Annotated in this window: 18 protein-coding genes; 6 read left to right on the top strand and 12 right to left on the bottom strand. The window is 68.5% G+C overall.

Translation table 11 applies throughout. The features are described 5' to 3' along the window. Positions 1-3: 3 nt before the first annotated feature. Positions 4-279: a GIY-YIG nuclease family protein gene (locus AC07SQ_RS14560; protein ID WP_070063470.1), complete on the bottom strand. Its 276-nt coding sequence runs from the start codon at positions 277-279 to the stop codon at positions 4-6. 181 nt (positions 280-460) lie between these two features. Here AC07SQ_RS14560 and amaB point away from each other — a divergent pair, with 181 nt between their 5' ends. From amaB to AC07SQ_RS14580, 4 genes are all read left to right on the top strand, one after another. Then, on the top strand, positions 461-1999 hold the full coding sequence (gene amaB, locus AC07SQ_RS14565; protein ID WP_495273251.1) for an L-piperidine-6-carboxylate dehydrogenase: 1539 nt from the start codon (positions 461-463) through the stop codon (positions 1997-1999). Between the two features lie 100 nt (positions 2000-2099). Next, positions 2100-3008, top strand: a complete 909-nt coding sequence (locus AC07SQ_RS14570; protein ID WP_095743237.1) for an amino acid ABC transporter substrate-binding protein — start codon at positions 2100-2102, stop codon at positions 3006-3008. Then, positions 3005-4222: a pyridoxal phosphate-dependent aminotransferase gene (locus tag AC07SQ_RS14575; RefSeq protein WP_495273252.1), complete on the top strand. Its 1218-nt coding sequence runs from the start codon at positions 3005-3007 to the stop codon at positions 4220-4222. The genes AC07SQ_RS14570 and AC07SQ_RS14575 overlap by 4 nt, the downstream gene beginning before the upstream one ends. A 29-nt stretch (positions 4223-4251) precedes the next feature. Further along, the gene (locus AC07SQ_RS14580) at positions 4252-5925 is read left to right on the top strand and encodes a thiamine pyrophosphate-binding protein (protein ID WP_495273253.1); all 1674 of its coding nucleotides are present in this window, start codon (positions 4252-4254) and stop codon (positions 5923-5925) included. A 7-nt stretch (positions 5926-5932) separates the two neighbouring features. On the opposite strand, the gene AC07SQ_RS14585 is transcribed toward AC07SQ_RS14580, so the two are convergent. Both AC07SQ_RS14585 and AC07SQ_RS14590 read right to left on the bottom strand, forming a co-directional pair. Then, the gene (locus AC07SQ_RS14585) at positions 5933-6235 is read right to left on the bottom strand and encodes a hypothetical protein (protein WP_082818034.1); all 303 of its coding nucleotides are present in this window, start codon (positions 6233-6235) and stop codon (positions 5933-5935) included. Positions 6236-6253: 18 nt separating this feature from the next. Then, positions 6254-7492 (bottom strand): ammonium transporter, encoded by a 1239-nt coding sequence (locus tag AC07SQ_RS14590; RefSeq protein ID WP_447740302.1) that lies wholly within the window; start codon positions 7490-7492, stop codon positions 6254-6256. A gap of 419 nt (positions 7493-7911) precedes the next feature. On the opposite strand from AC07SQ_RS14590, the gene AC07SQ_RS14595 reads away from it, so the two are divergent. Beyond that, a complete protein-coding gene (locus AC07SQ_RS14595; RefSeq protein ID WP_495270021.1) occupies positions 7912-8670 on the top strand; it encodes a sulfite exporter TauE/SafE family protein in 759 nt (252 codons plus the stop codon). A gap of 133 nt (positions 8671-8803) precedes the next feature. On the opposite strand, the gene AC07SQ_RS14600 is transcribed toward AC07SQ_RS14595, so the two are convergent. The 5 genes from AC07SQ_RS14600 to AC07SQ_RS14620 form a co-directional block, all read right to left on the bottom strand. Further along, the gene (locus AC07SQ_RS14600) at positions 8804-10315 is read right to left on the bottom strand and encodes a tripartite tricarboxylate transporter permease (RefSeq protein ID WP_062472774.1); all 1512 of its coding nucleotides are present in this window, start codon (positions 10313-10315) and stop codon (positions 8804-8806) included. Positions 10316-10328: 13 nt separating this feature from the next. After that, positions 10329-10817, bottom strand: a complete 489-nt coding sequence (locus tag AC07SQ_RS14605) for a tripartite tricarboxylate transporter TctB family protein (protein WP_070063464.1) — start codon at positions 10815-10817, stop codon at positions 10329-10331. A 303-nt stretch (positions 10818-11120) separates the two neighbouring features. After that, the gene (rbp, locus tag AC07SQ_RS14610) at positions 11121-11528 is read right to left on the bottom strand and encodes an RNA-binding regulator (protein WP_095950733.1); all 408 of its coding nucleotides are present in this window, start codon (positions 11526-11528) and stop codon (positions 11121-11123) included. A 182-nt stretch (positions 11529-11710) separates the two neighbouring features. Continuing rightward, on the bottom strand, positions 11711-11947 hold the full coding sequence (locus AC07SQ_RS14615; protein ID WP_056584018.1) for a DUF3820 family protein: 237 nt from the start codon (positions 11945-11947) through the stop codon (positions 11711-11713). An 8-nt stretch (positions 11948-11955) separates the two neighbouring features. Further along, on the bottom strand, positions 11956-12336 hold the full coding sequence (locus AC07SQ_RS14620; protein ID WP_062472780.1) for a translation initiation factor Sui1: 381 nt from the start codon (positions 12334-12336) through the stop codon (positions 11956-11958). A 48-nt stretch (positions 12337-12384) separates the two neighbouring features. On the opposite strand from AC07SQ_RS14620, the gene AC07SQ_RS14625 reads away from it, so the two are divergent. After that, positions 12385-13662: a DEAD/DEAH box helicase gene (locus tag AC07SQ_RS14625; protein ID WP_495273254.1), complete on the top strand. Its 1278-nt coding sequence runs from the start codon at positions 12385-12387 to the stop codon at positions 13660-13662. 77 nt (positions 13663-13739) lie between these two features. Here AC07SQ_RS14625 and AC07SQ_RS14630 read toward each other — a convergent pair whose 3' ends face one another. The 4 genes from AC07SQ_RS14630 to AC07SQ_RS14645 all read right to left on the bottom strand — a co-directional run bounded on the left by AC07SQ_RS14630 (position 13740) and on the right by AC07SQ_RS14645 (position 17850). Then, positions 13740-14501 carry a slipin family protein gene (locus AC07SQ_RS14630; protein WP_495273255.1) on the bottom strand — a complete coding sequence of 254 codons (762 nt, stop codon included), beginning with the start codon at positions 14499-14501 and terminating at the stop codon, positions 13740-13742. Between the two features lie 95 nt (positions 14502-14596). Beyond that, the gene (locus tag AC07SQ_RS14635) at positions 14597-15763 is read right to left on the bottom strand and encodes an acyl-CoA dehydrogenase family protein (RefSeq protein ID WP_062472785.1); all 1167 of its coding nucleotides are present in this window, start codon (positions 15761-15763) and stop codon (positions 14597-14599) included. 5 nt (positions 15764-15768) lie between these two features. Continuing rightward, positions 15769-16929 carry an acyl-CoA dehydrogenase family protein gene (locus AC07SQ_RS14640; protein WP_095950728.1) on the bottom strand — a complete coding sequence of 387 codons (1161 nt, stop codon included), beginning with the start codon at positions 16927-16929 and terminating at the stop codon, positions 15769-15771. A 24-nt stretch (positions 16930-16953) separates the two neighbouring features. Further along, entirely contained in the window at positions 16954-17850 is an 897-nt protein-coding gene (locus AC07SQ_RS14645; protein ID WP_095950727.1) for an SDR family NAD(P)-dependent oxidoreductase, read from the bottom strand. Positions 17851-17871: the final 21 nt, after the last annotated feature.

Raw genomic sequence — 17871 nt, forward strand, 5'->3', positions numbered from 1 at the left:
GGGCTAGCTGTCGAAGAACGCCAGCTTGCGCGCGCGAGGCAGCGCCTTGAGCGCGATCTCCGCCCGCAGCGCGGCGCCCTTGTCGGGATACTGGCGCGCCGCCAGCACGCGCTGCGGCGGACGCGCGCGCGTGAACTTGGCGCCCAGCCCGAAGACATGCTGGAAAAAGCGCTGCTCCACGTCGAGCGCGATGCCCGCGTAGTACACGCCGCCTTCGCATTCCAGCAGGTAGAGCCAATAGGGTGGGGGCGGCGAGGGATCGGACGGTTTTCGGGGCACGCGCGAATTGTGCGGGCAGGCGCTTATCGTGCGTCGAACGAAGGTGTCGCCACGAAGTTCATTCGAAAAACGCACCAAGTCCTTCCAATTTTTCGCTAGGCAAGGGCGCGGGTTTCGCACATATTGGCCCGTTCCTGCTGTCGCATTTCTTCTTCTGTCCTTCCTTCTCCCTGGAGCGTCCATGCCAGAAGCCCAGACCCCCGTGTCCCTCCCCGCCGAGGTCGACCAACTGCTGCATCGCCTGGGCGTGCCCCGCACCGCCCACACCCGCGGCGAGCTCACGGTGCGCTCGCCGGTCAGCGGCGAGGTGATCGCGCAGGTGCCGCAGACCACGGCCGTGGAAGCCACCGGCGCCATCGGCCGCGCGCACGAGGCCTTCAAGGCCTGGCGCCTGGTGCCGGCGCCGCGCCGTGGCGAGCTGGTGCGCCTGCTGGGCGAAGAACTGCGCGCCGCCAAGCGCGACCTGGGCCGCCTCGTCACGCTGGAGGCCGGCAAGATCCCGTCCGAAGGCGCGGGCGAGGTGCAGGAAATGATCGACATCTGCGACTTCGCGGTCGGCCTCTCGCGCCAGCTCTACGGCCTCACGCTGGCCACCGAGCGCGCCGAGCACCGGATGATGGAAACCTGGCATCCGCTGGGCGTGTGCGGCGTGATCTCGGCCTTCAACTTTCCCGTGGCCGTGTGGTCGTGGAACGCGGCGCTCGCGCTGGTGTGCGGCGACCCGGTGGTGTGGAAGCCGTCCGAGAAGACGCCGCTCACCGCACTGGCCGTGCACGCCATCGCGCAACGCGCCATCGAACGCTTCGGCGACGCGCCCGAAGGCCTGCTCGGCCTGCTGCTGGGGCCGCGCGACATCGGCGAGGTGCTGGTCGACGACCCCCGCGTGCCGATCCTCTCGGCCACCGGCTCCACGGCCATGGGCCGGCAGGTCGGGCCCAAGCTCGCGGCGCGCTTCGCCCGCGCCATCCTCGAACTGGGCGGCAACAACGCAGCCATCGTCACGCCCTCGGCCGACCTGGACCTCACACTGCGCGGCATCGCCTTCGCGGCCATGGGCACGGCGGGCCAGCGCTGCACCACGCTGCGGCGCCTGTTCGTGCACGAGAGCGTGTACGACCAGCTCGTGCCCAAGCTCGTGAAGGTCTACGGCAACGTGCAGGTGGGCGACCCGCGCGAGGCCGGCACGCTGGTCGGTCCACTGATCGACCGCGCCGCTTTCGACGGCATGCAGAAGGCCCTGAACGAAAGCCGCGAGACCGGCGCCACGGTGCACGGCGGCCAGCGCGTCGAGGGCATCGGCACGCCGGACGCGTTCTATGTGCGCCCCGCGCTGGTCGAGCTGAAGTCGCACGCCGGCCCGGTGCTGCGCGAGACCTTCGCGCCCATCCTCTATGTGGTGCGCTACAGCTCGCTCGACGAAGCCATCGAATGGCACAACGCGGTGGGCGCGGGCCTGTCGTCGTCGATCTTCACGCTCAATGTGCGCGAGGCCGAGCGCTTCATGTCCAGCGCCGGTTCCGACTGCGGCATCGCCAACGTCAACATCGGCCCGAGCGGCGCCGAGATCGGCGGCGCCTTCGGTGGCGAGAAGGAAACCGGCGGCGGACGCGAAGCGGGCTCGGACAGCTGGAAGGCCTACATGCGCCGCGCGACCAACACCATCAACTACTCGACGGCACTTCCCCTTGCGCAGGGCGTGACCTTCGACATCGGCGACTGAACAACCCCGGCCCATGGTGCCTGCTGCGCGGCGTGTCGCCGCAGCGGCCAGGCAGCGGCCGCACCTATCCCCCCAGAAAAACCACCAGGAGACAGCAAAGATGAAGATGCAACTGAAGACCCTCGCCACCGCCGCGCTGCTTGCGCTCGCCTTCGGCACCACCGCCACCGCGCAGCAGGCGCCGACCGGCGGCACGCTCGACAAGATCAAGGCGAGCGGCAAGGTCGTGCTCGGCGTGCGCGAAGCTTCGCCGCCCATGGCCTACATGCTGGGCGCGGGCGAGAAGTACGTGGGCTACCACGTCGAACTCTGCGAGCGCGTGCTGAAGGACATCACGCCCAACGCCAAGCTCGAATACATGGCCGTGACCGCGCAGAACACCATCCCGCTGGTGCAGAACGGCACGCTGGACATCGGCTGCGGCCCCACCACCAACAACACCGCGCGCCAGCAGCAGGTGGCCTTCGCACTCACCACGTACGTGAGCGAAGTGCGCATGGCCACCAAGGTCGACTCGGGCATCACCACGCTCGACCAGCTCGCGGGCCGCAACGTGTCGGCCTCGACCGGCACCACCGCCGTGCAGCTGCTGCGCAAGCGCGAGCGTGCGCAGAACGTCTCGTACAACACCATGCTCGGCAAGGACCACCTGGAAAGCTTCCTGCTCATGGAGTCGGGCCGCGCCGATGCCTTCGTGCTCGACGACAACCTGCTCGCCGGCATCATCGCGAACTCGAAGAACCCCACGGCCTACCGCATCACCGGCGAGGCGCTGGGCTCCGAGCCGATCGCGCTCTTGTTCCGCAAGGACGACCCGGCCTTCAAGGCCGCGGTGGACGATTCGCTGCGCAAGCTCATGAAGAGCGGCGAGCTCGAGAAGATCTACACCAAGTGGTTCGTGGCCGCGATTCCGCCGAAGAACACCAGCCTCAACCTGCCGATGAGCCCCGCGCTCAAGCAGCTGCTGCTCGAGCCCAACGACAAGCCGCTGGAAGCCTACGCCAAGTGACGGACGCCGCCGTGTTCTCGCCGGCGCAACGCGTGCGCGCCATCCAGGTCTCGGAGATCCTGCGCATCACCGACCATGCGCAGGCGCTCAAGCGCGCCGGCCGCCCGGTGATCGTGCTGGGCGCGGGCGAGCCCGACTTCGACACGCCCGAGAACATCCGGCATGCGGCCTCGCAGGCCATTGCGCGCGGCGACACGCGCTACACGGTGCTCGACGGCAGCCCGGCGATGAAGGCGGCCGTGCAGTTGAAGTTCAAGCGCGACAACGCGCTGGACTTCGCGCTCGACGAGATCAGCGTGAGCGCGGGCGCCAAGCAGGTGATCTTCAATGCGCTGATGGCGAGCCTGAACCCGGGCGATGAAGTGATCCTGCCCGCGCCGTACTGGACTTCGTACGCGGACATCGTGCAGATCTGCGGCGGCGTGCCGGTGTCGGTGGCGTGCGGCGAGGAGAACGGCTTTCGGCTGACCGCGGCGCAACTGCAGGCGGCCATCACGCCGCGCACGCGCTGGCTGTTTCTGAACTCGCCGTCGAACCCGAGCGGCGCGGCCTACAGCGCGGCGCAGCTGAAACCGATCACCGACGTGCTGCTCGACAACCCCCACGTCTGGGTGCTGGCGGACGACATCTACGAACACATCCTCTATGACGGCCTCGCGTTCGCAACGCCGGTGGCGGTGGAGCCGCGCTTGCGCGAACGCACGTTGACGGTGAACGGCGTGTCGAAGGCTTACGCGATGACCGGCTGGCGCGTCGGCTACGGCGCAGGACCGCGCCCGCTGATCGCCGCGATGGCCGTGGTGCAGAGCCAGTCGACCTCGTGCCCCTCGTCGGTGAGCCAGGCTGCGGCGATCGAGGCGCTCACCGGTCCGCAGGGCATCGTGGCCGAGCGCTGTGCGTCGTTTCAACAGCGCCGCGACTTTGTCGTGGCCGCGCTCAACCACACGCCAGGCCTGCATTGCCGCGTGCCCGAGGGCGCCTTCTACACCTTCGCAAGCTGCGCCGGCGTGCTCGGCAAGCGCACCGCCGCCGGCGCGCTGCTGCAGACCGACAGCGACTTCTGCCGCTACCTGCTGCAGGAGGTCGAGGTGGCGGTGGTGCCGGGCAGCGTGTTCGGGCTCGCACCGTATTTCCGCATCTCGTATGCGACGTCGATGGCGCAGCTCGAAGAGGCGTGCGCGCGCATCGCCGCCGCCTGCGCCGCGCTTTCCTGACCTCTCCTCTTCATTCCACTGGAACCCTCATGACTTCCTCCCGCACCGGCGGCCAGATCCTGGTCGACCAGCTCATCACCCACGGCGTCAAGCAGCTCTTCTGCGTGCCCGGCGAAAGCTTCCTGGCCGTGCTCGACGCGCTGCACGACGCATCGATCGCCGTGACGGTGTGCCGGCAGGAAGGCGGCGCCACGATGATGGCCGAGGCGCAGGGCAAGCTCACGGGCCAGCCCGGCATCTGCTTCGTCACGCGCGGCCCCGGCGCCACCAATGCGGCGGCGGGCGTGCACATCGCGCACCAGGATTCGACGCCGCTCTTGCTGTTCGTCGGCCAGGTCGCGCGCGACGCGATGGGCCGCGAGGCCTTCCAGGAGCTGGACTACGGCGCGGTCTTCGGCACCATGGCCAAGTGGGTCGTGCAGATCGACGACCCGGCGCGCGTGCCCGAGCTGGTGTCGCGCGCCTTCCATGTCGCGACCTCGGGCCGGCCCGGTCCGGTGGTGATCGCGCTGCCCGAAGACATGCTGACCGAAGCCGCCGTGGTGGCCGATGCGCTGCCGTATGCCGTCACCGAAACGCATCCGGGCGCGGCGCAGATCGCCGAGCTGCAGCAGCGCCTTTCGCAGGCGCAGCGGCCGGTCGTCATCCTGGGCGGCAGCCGCTGGTCGGAAGCCGCGACGCAGCAGTTCGCGAAGTTCGCCGAGGCGCATGCGCTGCCCGTGTACTGCTCGTTCCGCCGCCAGATGCTGATGTCCGCCGAGCACCCCTGCTACGCGGGCGACCTGGGGCTCGGCGCGAACCCGCGCATGCTGGCGCGCATCCGCGATGCGGACCTGGTGCTGCTGGTCGGCGGGCGCCTGTCGGAAGTGCCATCGCAAGGCTATGAGCTGTTCGCGATCCCGCAGCCGAAGCAGGCGCTGGTGCATGTGCACGCCGATGCCGATGAGCTCGGCAAGCTCTATCGCCCGACACAGGGCATCCACGCCACGCCGCAGGCGTTTGCCGAAGCGGTGTCCGCGTTGCGTCCGGCGTCACCGCCCGTGTGGCAGGCCGAGACCAAGACCGCACGCGAAGACTTTCTGCGCTGGAGCGACCCGGCCTCGGTCCGCATCCCCGGTCCGCTGCAGATGGGCGAGGTCATGCAGCACCTGCGCGAGGTGCTGCCGGCCGACACCATCTTCTGCAACGGCGCGGGCAACTTCGCGACCTGGGTGCACCGCTTCTGGCCGTTCCGCGCGTTCGCGAGCCAGCTCGCGCCGACCAGCGGCTCGATGGGCTACGGCCTGCCCGCCGGCGTCGGCGCCAAGCGGCTGTGGCCCGAGCGCGAGGTGGTCGTGTTCGCGGGCGACGGCGATTTCATGATGCACGGCCAGGAGTTCGCCACTGCCGTGCAGTACGGCCTGCCGATCCTCGTGGTACTGCTGGACAACGGCATGTACGGCACGATCCGCATGCACCAGGAAAAGCACTACCCCGGCCGCATCAGCGCCACGCAGTTGAAGAACCCCGACTTCCGGGGCTACGCCGAGGTGTTCGGCGGGCACGGCGAGCGCGTGACCACGACGGAAGAGTTCGGCCCCGCACTCGCGCGTGCGCGTGCCAGCGGCAAGCCGGCGATCCTGCATTGCCTGCTGGACCCGGAGGCGATCACGCCCGCGAGCACGCTGCAGTCGATCCGCAAGGCGGCGCTGGCCGCGAACTGAGGCGTCGTCAGCGCAGCCCGCCGACATAGCGCGGCGGCGGCGTGGGTGGCAGGCCGTCGGGCTGGCGCGCCGCCAAGCGCGCGGCGCGGGCCAGCGGTTCCATGGCCTGCTCCAGCCGCGTGGCGAGCTGGTCGAGTTCGTCGTCTTTCGTCTCGGCGGCGTGCTGGCGCGTCATGCGCACGATCTCGGCGGCGTACTCGGCGTTGGTGGCCATCCATTCGGTGTCGGTCACGCGCCCGTGCTTTCGCCGCAGTGCCACGTGAAGGCGTGCTGCAAGCGCGATGCGTTCGCTTTCGGACATGGATGGCATGGCGTCTCCCTCGGGTGGTCAGGCTCCCAGGTGTTCACGATGCTGAGCAAGATCGAGGCCCACCAGTTCGCTCTCGGGGTCGACGCGCAATCCGACCAGCACATGCACCAGGAACAGCACGATGGCCGTGCCCGCCGCGCTGTAGATCGCCACACTGGCGACCGCGATCGCCTGCGTCAGCACATTGCCCGCCGCGCCCGAGATGCGCGGGTCGGCGAACACGCCGGTGAGCAGCGCGCCCACGATGCCGCCGATGCCGTGCACGCCGAACACGTCGAGCGAGTCGTCCGCACCGAGCAGGTGCTTCAGGCCCGTGGCGCCCCAGTAGCAGGCCAGCCCGGCGATGGCGCCGATGGCCAGCGCCGACAGTGGCGTGACGAAGCCGGCCGCCGGCGTGATCGCCACCAGCCCGGCCACGAGGCCGGAGCACAGGCCCAGCAGCGAGGGGCTGCGGCGCACGATCCATTCGCCGATCATCCAGCTCATGGCGCCAGCCGCCGCCGCGATGTGCGTCACCAACATGGCCAGGCCGGCGCGCCCGTCGGCCGCCACCGCCGAGCCGGCATTGAAGCCGAACCAGCCCACCCACAGCAGGCCCGCGCCCGTCATGGTGAGCGCCAGGCTGTAGGGCTCGAAGGCCTCGCGCCCGTAGCCCCGGCGCGGCCCGAGCGCATAGGCGCACACCAGCCCCGCGATGCCCGCGTTGACGTGCACCACCGAGCCGCCCGCGAAGTCGAGCGCGCCCATCTGCGCGAGCCAGCCGCCCGGCTCCCACACCCAGTGCGCCACGGGCGCATACACGAGCACGCTCCACAGCAGCGCGAACCACAGCAGCGCCGAGAAGCGCATGCGCTCGACAAAGGCGCCGAGCACCAGCGCGGTGGTGATGATCGCGAAGCTCAGCTGGAACATGGCGTAGACCGATTCCGGCACGTTCGGCGCCACATGGCTCACGGCCACCTGGCCGGCCTCCTTCAGGTACTCGAAGCCCGAGAAGCCGATGCGCGAGAGCTTGCCCAGCCAGGGCCAGCCGGGCGTGAAGGCCAGCGAGTAGCCGAGCGCGAACCAGGTCAGCGAGACCACCGCGGCGATCGCCACCACCCCGGCCATGGTCGCCAGCACGTTCTTGCGCCGCACCATGCCGGCATAGAAGAGCGCGATGCCGGGCAGCGTCATCAACAGCACCAGCGCGGTCGAGGTCATCATCCAGGCGGTGTCGGCCGCGTTCAGGGAGGCTTGGGGTGCCAGCAGGGCCATGACCGTTTCTTCTTGGAGTGGTGGACAGAAGGCCCGTGTGCACGAGTCATGCCATCTTGTTAACTGACTGAAACACTTTGGTTTCCCAACCGGAGGGTCGAAGTAACACGAAGCGGGTAATTCCTAATGCACCGGGCGGGTGCGCGCTTGCACAATCTGCGCACTCGCGACGGGCCCTGCTCGTACTGCCGAGGGTCCGAGGAGACAAGCTTCCGATCGATCAACAAGAACATTCTTCAAAGGCTCCGTACGAGATGCCTGTCTGATATTTGAAAAGCGCCGCTGGTCGGCGCTTTTTTTTGCCCGTTCACAGCACGGACGCGGGTGCTTTCTTCCAAGCCAAACAAGCCTCCTGGCCAGCCCGTACCGGCCACCACAGCTATCGTTTCGATAGCGATTCCGGTGAGACAATCGCCCGCATGGAAATGCTGGTGGTCACGGGCGCCTCACTGCTCGCGGGTTTTATCGATGCGATCGTGGGCGGCGGCGGGTTGATCCTGGTGCCGGCCCTCTTTGCGGTGTTTCCGGGCGCGCCGCCCGCCACGCTGCTGGGCACCAACAAGAGCGCGTCCATCTGGGGCACGGCGGCCTCGGCGGCCCAGTTCAGCCAGCGGGTGCAGATGCGCTGGGGCGCGATGTGGCCGGCCGCGCTGCTGGGTTTCGGCGGCTCGATGCTCGGCGCCTGGACCGTCACGGTCTTCCCGGGCGACTTCCTGCGCCGGGCGCTGCCGGTCATCCTGCTGGGCGTGCTGATCTACACGCTGGCGCGCAAGGACATGGGCCGGCTGCACGCGCCGCGCTTCAGCGGCCGTGCCGAGACGCTGGCGGCCAGCACCATCGGCCTGACCATCGGTTTCTACGACGGCTTCTTCGGGCCGGGCACGGGCAGCTTCCTGGTGTTCCTGTTCGTGCGCTGGATGGGCTACGACTTCCTCAACGCCTCGGCCTCGGCCAAGGTCATCAACACGCTGACCAACGCCGCCGCGCTGATCCTGCTGGCCGCCAAGGGCCACGTCTGGTGGCACTACGGGCTGGTGATGGCGGTGGCCAACGTGGCCGGCAGCCTGGTCGGCACGCGCGTGGCGCTGAAGCACGGGGCGGGCTTCGTGCGGATCGTGTTCATCGTGGTGGTGAGTGCGCTGATCCTGAAAACCGCCTACGACGCGTTCCTGAAATAAAAAAAGCCCCTGGAGCAACAGGCTCGCCCCCAGTCTTCGCGCACTTCGTGTCGCTTCGCCAACCCCCTACCGGGGGCAACACCAGCGGCCCGGCAAAGCCGGTTCCGCGGTGTTCCTGGAAGGAGCCTCCAGCTCAATCCTCAACGAAGGCTTCTTCGCGCTTCGCCTTGATCGCGGGCAACAGCACGATGGCCAGCAGCAAGGCTGCGGCAATCAGCAGGCCCGCCGACAGCGGCCGCGTCACGAACACGCTCCACGCACCGCGCGACAGCAGCAGCGCGCGCCGCAGGTTCTCTTCCATCATCGGCCCGAGGATGAAGCCCAGCAGCAGCGGGGCCGGCTCGGTGCGCAGCTTCAGGAACAGGTAGCCGATGAAGCCGAAGATCGCGACCATCCACACGTCGAAGGTGTTGTTGTTGGTCGAGTACACGCCGATCGCGCAGAACAGCACGATCGCCGGGAACAGGAACTTGTAGGGCACCGTCAGCAGCTTGATCCACATGCCGATCAGCGGCAGGTTCAGGATGATCAACATCGCGTTGCCGATCCACATCGAGGCGATCAGGCCCCAGAAGAGCTCGGGGTTGCTGGTCATTACCTGCGGGCCGGGCTGGATGTTGTGGATGGTCATCGCGCCCACCATCAGCGCCATCACGGCGTTGGGCGGAATGCCCAGCGTCAGCAACGGAATGAAGGAGGTCTGCGCGCCGGCGTTGTTGGCCGACTCGGGCGAGGCCACGCCGCGGATGTTGCCCTTGCCGAAGGGCACTTCGCCCGGGCGCATCTTGATCTTCTTTTCCAGCGCATAGGCCGCGAAGGCCGCCAGCAGCGCACCGCCGCCCGGCAGGATGCCCAGGGCAGAACCCAGCGCCGTGCCGCGCAGCACGGCCGGCGTCATGCGCTTGAAGTCGTCCTTGGTGGGCCACAGGCCCTTGACCTTGTGCGTGAACACCTCGCGCTCGTCGTCGGGCTGCGAGAGGTTGCCGATGATTTCGCCGTAGCCGAACACGCCCATGGCGATCACCACGAAGCCGATGCCGTCGGTGAGCTCGGGAATGTCGAAGCTGAAGCGCGCCACGCCCGAATTCACGTCGGTGCCCACGATGCCCAGCAGCAGGCCCAGCACGATCATCGCCACCGCCTTGAGCAGCGAGCCCGAGGCCAGCACCACCGCGCCGATCAGGCCCAGCACCATCAGCGAGAAGTACTCGGCCGGGCCGAACTTGAAGGCCAGCTCGGTCAGCGGCGGCGCGAAGGCGGCCAGGATCAGCGTGCCGACGCAGCCCGCGAAGAACGAGCCCAGGCCGGCCGCGGCCAGCGCAGGGCCTGCGCGGCCCTGCCTTGCCATCTGGTAGCCGTCGATGCAGGTGACCACCGAGGACGACTCCCCGGGCAGGTTCACCAAAATTGCGGTGGTCGAGCCGCCGTACTGGGCGCCGTAGTAGATGCCGGCCAGCATGATCAGCGCCGACACGGGCGGCAGCGCGTAGGTGGCGGGCAGCAGCATCGCGATCGTCGCGACCGGACCGATGCCGGGCAGCACGCCGATCAGCGTGCCCAGGATGCAGCCGACCAGGCAGTACAGCAGGTTGGTGAAGGTGAAGGCGACGCCGAAGCCGGTCGCCAGGTTGTGGAACAGTTCCATGGCGGTGTGCTCCTCAACCCGAAATGAACGTGGGCCAGACCTGGATCTGCAGCTTGAGCGCCCAGATGAAGGCCACATAGCTGCCGGCCGCCAGGATGGTGGAGAGCACCAGCACGTCGCGCAGCTTGAAGTGCTCGCCCGCCATGCTCGAAATGATCGTGAGCGCGTAGATCGCGATGATCATGCCCATCGCCGGCAGCCCGACGCTGGGCAGGCCACCCAGCAGCACGCCGAAGGCCAGGTTGGCGCCCAGCACGAAGGCCAGCGGCTTCCAGGCCCATTTGCCGATCTTGTCGCCGTCGGCGCTCTCGACCACCATGGCCTGGAACATGATCAGCGCGCCCAGCAGCGCCAGCAGGATGCCCAGCATCAGCGGGAAGTACCCCGGCCCCATGCGGGCGCCGTCGCCGATGGTGTAGGTGGTGGCGCCGATGGCGAACGCGCCACCGACGGCGGCGAACATGACTCCTGAGAAGAAGTCCGCCTGTCTCTTGATTTTCATTGTCTCGACCCTCTGTTTTCGAAGGGACGAGGGTCGTCGCCAGCGGCTGACCGTCGGCTGACCAGCGCGGTACGGACAAATGCTTACAGGGAAAGTACGGGCTCTCCCCCAGGCTTCGCGCACTTCGTGTCGCTGCGCCAACCCCCTTCCGGGGGCAACACCAGCGGCCCGGCAAAGCCGGTTCCGCGGTGTTCCTCGAAGGGGCAGGGGCGGGGTTGTGGGGGCCGGAAACGAAAAAAGCTCCCGAAGGAGCTTTTCATTCATTCAGAGCGCCGAGGCGCTCATGAGTGTGTGGGGGAGGGCTTAGTAGCCGCCGCGGCCACCGCCGCCGCCGCCGTAACCACCGCCGCCACCGCTACGGCCGCCACCGCCGCCGCCGTAACCGCCGCCGCCGCCACCACCGTAGCCGCCGCCGCCACCACCGCCGTAGCCGCCACCACCGCCGGTGCGGGGGGGACGTGCTTCCATCGGACGGGCTTCGTTCACCGTCAGGGCGCGGCCCTGCAGCGATGCGCCGTTCATGCCTTCGACAGCTGCGAGTGCTTCAGCGTCCGTGCCCATTTCGACGAAGCCGAAGCCCTTCGAACGGCCGGTGTCACGTTCCATCATGACCTTGGCGCTGACGATCGAGCCGAACTCGCCGAAAGCCTGTTCCAGGTCGTTGTCACGCACGGAGTAGGCGAGGTTGCCCACGTAAAGTTTCTTGCCCATGGAGGGACTCCTAATTCAAACCAAAAAAACACAAAGCGATGGAGTCCCAGAATCACAACAAACTAATGCGCTGTGGCGCGAAACTGACCGATCACCAAATTACGTGCACGGGAGCCGAGGCTCGCAGACACGTGAGCCGGATTATCCGGCCCGATTTCCTAAAAAAGGGGGGAAATCTTGTGTTATCGAGAAACATTCCGACCCGACGGGCGGTTTCGCAACGGTTTGAGCAGGTCGGACAGGCCGTTGTGGTCTATTTCATGCATCAAAGCGAGCAGCCGGCCAATTTCTCCCGCGGGAAAACCCTCGCGCGCAAACCAAGTCAGGTAATTTCCGGGCAAATCGGCAATCAGCGTGCCCTTGTGCTTGCCAAAAGGCATTTCGAGCGTCACCAGGCGCTGCAGGTCTTCGGGGTTCATGCGCGCTTTCAGCCGCCTGCGCGCTTGACCGTGTGGCCCTGCTTCACGAGGGCGGCGATGACGACCTCGCGGTGATCGCCCTGGATCTCCACGGTGCCATCCTTCACCGTGCCGCCCGTGCCGCAGGCTGCTTTCAGCTGCTTGCCCACGGCCGCCAGCGCCGCCGCGTCGAGCGGCAGGCCCTTGACCACGGTCACGCCCTTGCCCTTTCGGCCCTTGGTCTCGTGCGATACGCGGACAATGCCGTCCGTGGCCGCCGTGCGGGCCTTCGCGAGTTCCTTGCAGCGGCATTGCGCCATCGGGGCGCCGCAGTCGGGGCACATGCGCCCGCCCGCCTCGGTGGAGTACACCAGCGTGCTGCCGGTGCGGCTGTTCTTCATCGTTCCCATTCGATCCGTCTTTCTTTCGATCTCTCTTTTTTTCCCGGTGCCCGTTCCATGCCATTCGATACCCTGGGCCTGACCCCCGCGCTCGCGCAAGCGGCCGCCGCGAGCGGCTTTGCCGCGCCGACCGCCATCCAGGCGGCGGCCATCCCTGCCATTTTGCAGGGCCGCGACCTGCGGGGCTCGGCACAGACCGGCTCCGGCAAGACGGCCGCATTTTCCCTGCCGCTGCTGCAGCGTCTGGCCGCCGAGCCCGCCTCGTCGGCGTCGCGCCGGCTGCGCGCGCTGGTGCTCGTGCCCACGCGCGAACTCGCGGCCCAGGTCGGCGAGACGCTGGAAGATTTCGCGCGGCACCTGCCCGAGCGGCTGAAGATCGTCGTCGCGGTCGGCGGCGTCTCGATCAACCCGCAGATGATGCGGCTGCGCGGCGGCGCCGACATCGTGGTCGCCACGCCCGGCCGGCTGCTCGACCTGGTCGAACACAACGCGCTCGCGCTCGACGCCGTGTCGACGCTCGTGCTCGACGAGGCCGACCGCCTGTTCGACCTGGGCTTTGCGGAGGAGCTGCAGCGCATCCTGGCGCTGCTGCCGGCGCGGCGCCAGAACCTGCTCTTTTCGGCCACCTTCCCGATCGCCATCCAGGCGCTGGCCGACGACATGCTGCACGACCCGGCCCTGGTCGACGTGCAGGGCGAGCCCGGCACCCGGCCCGACATCGTGCAGCGCGCCATCGAGGTCGACGCCGCCCGCCGCACCCAGCTGCTGCGCCAGCTGCTGAAGGACAACGAAGGCACCTGGGACCGCGTGCTGGTGTTCGTCGCCACGCAGCACGCCGCGCAGACCGTGGCCGAGAAGCTGTACCGCAACGGCATCTACGCCGTGCCCTTCCACGGCGACATCGCGCAGGGCACGCGCCGCGACATCCTGGCGCAGTTCAAGCAGAGCCGTTGGGACGTGGTGATCGCCACCGACCTGGCGGCGCGCGGCCTGGACATCGCGCAGCTGCCCGTGGTCATCAACTACGACCTGCCGCGTTCGCCCACCGACTACATCCACCGCATCGGCCGCACCGGCCGCGCGGGCGCGAGCGGGCTGGCGATCAGCTTCGTGAGCCCCACCACCGAGGCGCACTTCCGCCTGATCGAGAAGCGCCAGGGCCAGCGCGTGCCGCGCGAGCGCATCGCGGGCTTCGAGCCGGTCGAGACGGCGCCGGTGGTGGTCGACACCTCGGGCAACGGCGGCATCAAGGGCGCGCGGCCGAGCAAGAAGGACAAGCTGCGCGCGGCGGCGGCGCTGGCCGCACAGGCGGGCGGTGGGGAAGAGGCGGACTGACCTGCGTCAGGCGTCCGCCGGCATGCAAGGAGGCCGGCGGGTGCTTCGAACGGTTTTCCGCTTTCGTGCGTTGCGTGCTATGCGTGCTGCTTGCCGAGCAAGCTCGCCATCAGGTCCACCGGCAGCGGAAACACGATGGTCGTGTTCTTGTCCGAGCCGATCACCGTGAGCGTTTCCAGGTAGCGCAACTGGATGGCCTGCGGCTCCTGCGCCAGCACGCGCGCGGCCTGGAACAGCTTCTCGGACGCCTGCAGCTCGCCTTCGGCATGGATCACCTTGGCGCGGCGTTCGCGTTCCGCCTCGGCCTGCCGTGCGATGGCGCGGATCATGGATTCGGTGAGGTCGATCTGCTTGATCTCGACGTTCGACACCTTGATGCCCCATGACGCCGTCTGCACGTCCAGCGATTCGCGCACATCCAGGTTGAGCTTTTCGCGCTCGGCCAGCATGTCGTCCAGCTGGTGCTTGCCGAGCACCGAGCGCAGCGTGGTCTGGGCCAGCTGGCTGGTGGCGTTGAAGAAGTCCTTGACCTCGATGATGGCCTTGGCCGCATCGACGATGCGGAAGTAGACGACCGCGCTGACCTTCACCGACACGTTGTCGCGCGAGATCACGTCCTGCGTCGGCACTTCGAGCACCACGGTGCGCAGGTCGACGCGCACCACCTGCTGGATGGCCGGAATCACGAACACCAGTCCGGGCCCTGCCACCTTCGAGAAGCGCCCCAGCGTGAACACGATGCCGCGCTCGTACTCCCGGAAGATCCATACCGCCGAAAAGAGCAGCGCCGCCAGCAGGACCAGGGCGACGGCGCCGATGCCATAAGTGAAAGAGAGCATGGTGATCTCCCGCGACTCAGCAAAGGTGCTGAACGGTTGGACACCTGCCGCGCAGCGGCGTTCCGGCCGGGCCGGAATAAAGGTCGGCGCCGCCGCTACACCCACCCGAGCTGGCGCGCCGCCAGCTCCTTCATGATCTCCTCGGCGCCGCCGCCGATCATCATCACCTTGACCTCGCGGTAGACGCGCTCGCTCACGGTGCCGCGCATGAAGCCCATGCCGCCGAGGATCTGCACCGCCTGGTCGGCGCAGAACTGCATGGTCTGCGTGGCGTGGTTCTTGAGCAGGCAGACCTGTGCCACCCACTCCGGCGCGTTGATGCGGCCCGCTGCCTCGTGCGCGTCGCCCTCGGCGGACACGGCCTCGAGCCAGGCCTCGGTCGAGGCGATGCGCATCTGCATGTCGACCAGCTTGTGGCGCACGGCCTGGTGCTCGATGAGCGCGGCGCCGAAGGTCTTGCGCTCGCGCGACCAGGCCAGCGCTTCGTCGAGGCAAGCCTGCGCGAAGCCCAGCGCACCGGCCGCCAGCCCCACGCGCTCGCCATTGAAGTTGCCCATGACCATGCGGAACCCGCCGCCTTCGTCGCCGAGCAGGTAGCGCGCGGGCACGCGCACGTTGTCGAAGTGCAGCGTGGCGGTGTCGGAGCACAGCCAGCCCATCTTCGCGAGCCGCGTGCGCGAGAGGCCGGGCGCGTCGCCCGGCACGAGCAGCATCGAGAGCCCGCCCGCGCCGCGGCCTTCGCCGGTGCGCACGGCCACGGTGATCCAGTCGGCGCGCATGCCCGAGGTGATGAAGGTCTTCTCGCCGTTCAGCACGTAGTGATCGCCGTCGCGCTTGGCCGTCGTGCGCACCGCGGCCACGTCGGAGCCGCCGCCGGGTTCGGTGATCGCGAGCGCGGCGATCTTCTCGCCGCGCAGCACGCCCGGCACGACCTCGCGGCGCACCGCGTCGCTGGCATGCAGCACCACGGGCGGCAGGCCGATGTTGTGCGAGAACAGACTCGCGAGCACGCCGCCGCTCTGGCCGTGGCGCGCGAGCGCGACCCACGCCGGCAGCTTCAGCGCATACGAGGCGGGCGTGCCGCCGAGTGCTTCCGGATAGCCCAGGCCCAGCAGGCCCAGTTCGGCCGCGCGGGTGTACAGCGCGCGCGGGAATTCGCCGGCCTCGTCCCAGGCCTGCACGTTCGGTGCGATCTCGGTCTGGGCGAAGCGGCGCACCGTGTCGGCGAGCGCCGCACGGTCGGCCTGCAGTTCCGCGTCCATGGCGCTCAGCCGCGCGGCGGGCGCTTGGCGATGCCCATGGTCTTGGCGAGGATGCCGAGCATCACCTCGTCGGCGCCGCCGCCGATGGAGCCCAGGCGGCCGTCGCGGTACAGGCGCGCCACGCGGTTCTCCAGCGTGAAGCCCATGCCGCCCCAGAACTGCAGGCAGGTGTCGGCCACCTGGCGCGTGAGGCGGCCGGTCTTGAGCTTGGCCATCGACGCGAGCTCGAGCACGTCCTCGCCCTTCACGTGCAGGTCGCAGGCGCGGTAGGTGAGGGCGCGCAGCGCTTCCACCTCGGTCTTGAGCTCGGCCAGCTTGAACTGCACCCACTGCTGGTCGGCCAGCGTGGCGCCGAACATCTGGCGCTGCTGCGCCCATTCGATGGTCTGCGTGATGCAGTCGTCCATCGGTGCGAGCGAGCTGGCCGCGCACCACAGGCGCTCCTCCTGGAACTGCTGCATCTGGTAGACGAAGCCCTGGCCCTCTTCGCCGATGCGGTAGCGCTGCGGCACGCGCACGTTGTCGAAGTAGATGAGGCCGGTGTCGCTCGAGTCCATGCCGATCTTGCGGATCTTCTTGGCCTTCTCGATGCCGGGCAGGTTCATCGGCACCATCACGAGCGACTTGTTGCGGTGCACCGGGCCTTCGCTGGTGTTGACCAGCATGCACATCCAGTCGGCCTGCAGGCTGTTGGTGATCCACATCTTCTGGCCGGTGATGAGGTAGTCGTCGCCGTCCTTCTTCGCATAGGTCTTCAGGCCCGCCACGTCGCTGCCCGCGCCGGGCTCGCTCACGCCGATGCAGCCGACCGTGTCGCCGGCGATGGCGGGCACCAGGAACTCGCGGCGCAACTCGTCGCTGCCGAAGCGCGCGAGCGCGGGCGTGCACATGTCGGTCTGCACGCCGATGGCCATCGGCACGCCGCCGCAGCTGATGTGGCCCAGCCCCTCGGCGAAGGCCATCGCAAACGAGTAGTCGAGGCCGGCGCCGCCGAAGGCCTCGGGCTTGTTCAGGCCCAGCAGGCCGAGGTTGCCGAGCTTCTTGAAGACCTCGTGCGCGGGAAAGATCTCGGCCTCTTCCCATTCGTCGACGTGGGGGTTGATCTCCTCGTCGATGAACCGGCGCAGGGTGTTCTGCATCTCGAGGTGTTCATGGGTGTACTGCATCAATGGTCTCCGTTCGTTCGCTCGTTACTTGTCCTGGAACACGCGCGGTGTCTGCGCGAGGTGAAAGCCGTCGTAGGGCCGCACCGCGGGGCGCTGCTGCGCCTGCGCGTCGGGCAGCTCCATCGGCCAGCCCATGCGCGCCTGCGGGCGCGCGCCGTCCACGCGCAGCACGGTGCCGCTGATGAAGGCGGCGGCCGGGCCCAGCAGGAAGGCGATGGCGGCGGAGGTCTCGGCCTCGTTGCCGAAGCGGCCGGCCGGCACGGTCTTGCGCATGGCGCGCAGCATGTCGCCGGCCTCGGGCGGGTAGTGGTCCATGCCGCTGGAGGCGATGTAGCCCGGCGCCACGGCGTTCACGCGCACGCCGCTCACGGCCCATTCGGCGGCGGCGGTCTCGGTGAAGCTCACCATGCCGGCGCGTGCGGCGCCGCTGTGGCCCATGTTCGGCATCGACCCCCAGATGTCGGCCACGATGTTGACGATGGCGCCGCCGTGCGCCTGCATGCTCTGCAGGTAGCACTCGCGCGCCACCAGGAAGCCGCCCGTGAGGTTGGTGTGGATCACCGCCTCCCAGCCCTTGGCCGAGATGGCCGCCAGCGGCGTGATGTACTGGCCGCCCGCGTTGTTGACCAGCCCGTCGATGCGCCCGTGTGCCGCGACGATGGCCTTCACGGCCTCGCGCACGGCGTCTTCCTGGCGGATGTCGAAGGCCTGCGTGCTGGCGTTGCCGCCGGCCGCTTCGATCTCGGCGCGCACTGCGTCGAGCTTCTCGGGCTTGCGGCCCACCAGCACCACGTGGGCGCCGAGCGAGGCCAGTTCGTGCGCGGTGCAGCGGCCGATGCCCGAGCCGCCGCCGGTGACGACGATGCATTGCCCGGCGAACAGGCCGGGCGCGAAGACGGAGCGGTAGTGGGATGCGTTCATTCGACAGGTTCTCGAAAAAGG

This window comes from Variovorax sp. GW821-FHT06D12, from assembly GCF_059419205.1.

Coding starts and splice junctions, on each gene's coding strand:
- amaB (WP_495273251.1), top strand. CDS start 461: ATGCCAGAAGCCCAGACCCCCGTGTCCCTCCCCGCCGAGGTCGACCAA.
- AC07SQ_RS14570 (WP_095743237.1), top strand. CDS start 2,100: ATGAAGATGCAACTGAAGACCCTCGCCACCGCCGCGCTGCTTGCGCTC.
- AC07SQ_RS14580 (WP_495273253.1), top strand. CDS start 4,252: ATGACTTCCTCCCGCACCGGCGGCCAGATCCTGGTCGACCAGCTCATC.
- AC07SQ_RS14585 (WP_082818034.1), bottom strand. CDS start 6,235: ATGCCATCCATGTCCGAAAGCGAACGCATCGCGCTTGCAGCACGCCTT.
- AC07SQ_RS14590 (WP_447740302.1), bottom strand. CDS start 7,492: ATGGCCCTGCTGGCACCCCAAGCCTCCCTGAACGCGGCCGACACCGCC.
- AC07SQ_RS14595 (WP_495270021.1), top strand. CDS start 7,912: ATGGAAATGCTGGTGGTCACGGGCGCCTCACTGCTCGCGGGTTTTATC.
- AC07SQ_RS14600 (WP_062472774.1), bottom strand. CDS start 10,315: ATGGAACTGTTCCACAACCTGGCGACCGGCTTCGGCGTCGCCTTCACC.
- AC07SQ_RS14605 (WP_070063464.1), bottom strand. CDS start 10,817: ATGAAAATCAAGAGACAGGCGGACTTCTTCTCAGGAGTCATGTTCGCC.
- rbp (WP_095950733.1), bottom strand. CDS start 11,528: ATGGGCAAGAAACTTTACGTGGGCAACCTCGCCTACTCCGTGCGTGAC.
- AC07SQ_RS14615 (WP_056584018.1), bottom strand. CDS start 11,947: ATGAACCCCGAAGACCTGCAGCGCCTGGTGACGCTCGAAATGCCTTTT.
- AC07SQ_RS14620 (WP_062472780.1), bottom strand. CDS start 12,336: ATGGGAACGATGAAGAACAGCCGCACCGGCAGCACGCTGGTGTACTCC.
- AC07SQ_RS14625 (WP_495273254.1), top strand. CDS start 12,385: ATGCCATTCGATACCCTGGGCCTGACCCCCGCGCTCGCGCAAGCGGCC.
- AC07SQ_RS14630 (WP_495273255.1), bottom strand. CDS start 14,501: ATGCTCTCTTTCACTTATGGCATCGGCGCCGTCGCCCTGGTCCTGCTG.
- AC07SQ_RS14635 (WP_062472785.1), bottom strand. CDS start 15,763: ATGGACGCGGAACTGCAGGCCGACCGTGCGGCGCTCGCCGACACGGTG.
- AC07SQ_RS14640 (WP_095950728.1), bottom strand. CDS start 16,929: ATGCAGTACACCCATGAACACCTCGAGATGCAGAACACCCTGCGCCGG.
- AC07SQ_RS14645 (WP_095950727.1), bottom strand. CDS start 17,850: ATGAACGCATCCCACTACCGCTCCGTCTTCGCGCCCGGCCTGTTCGCC.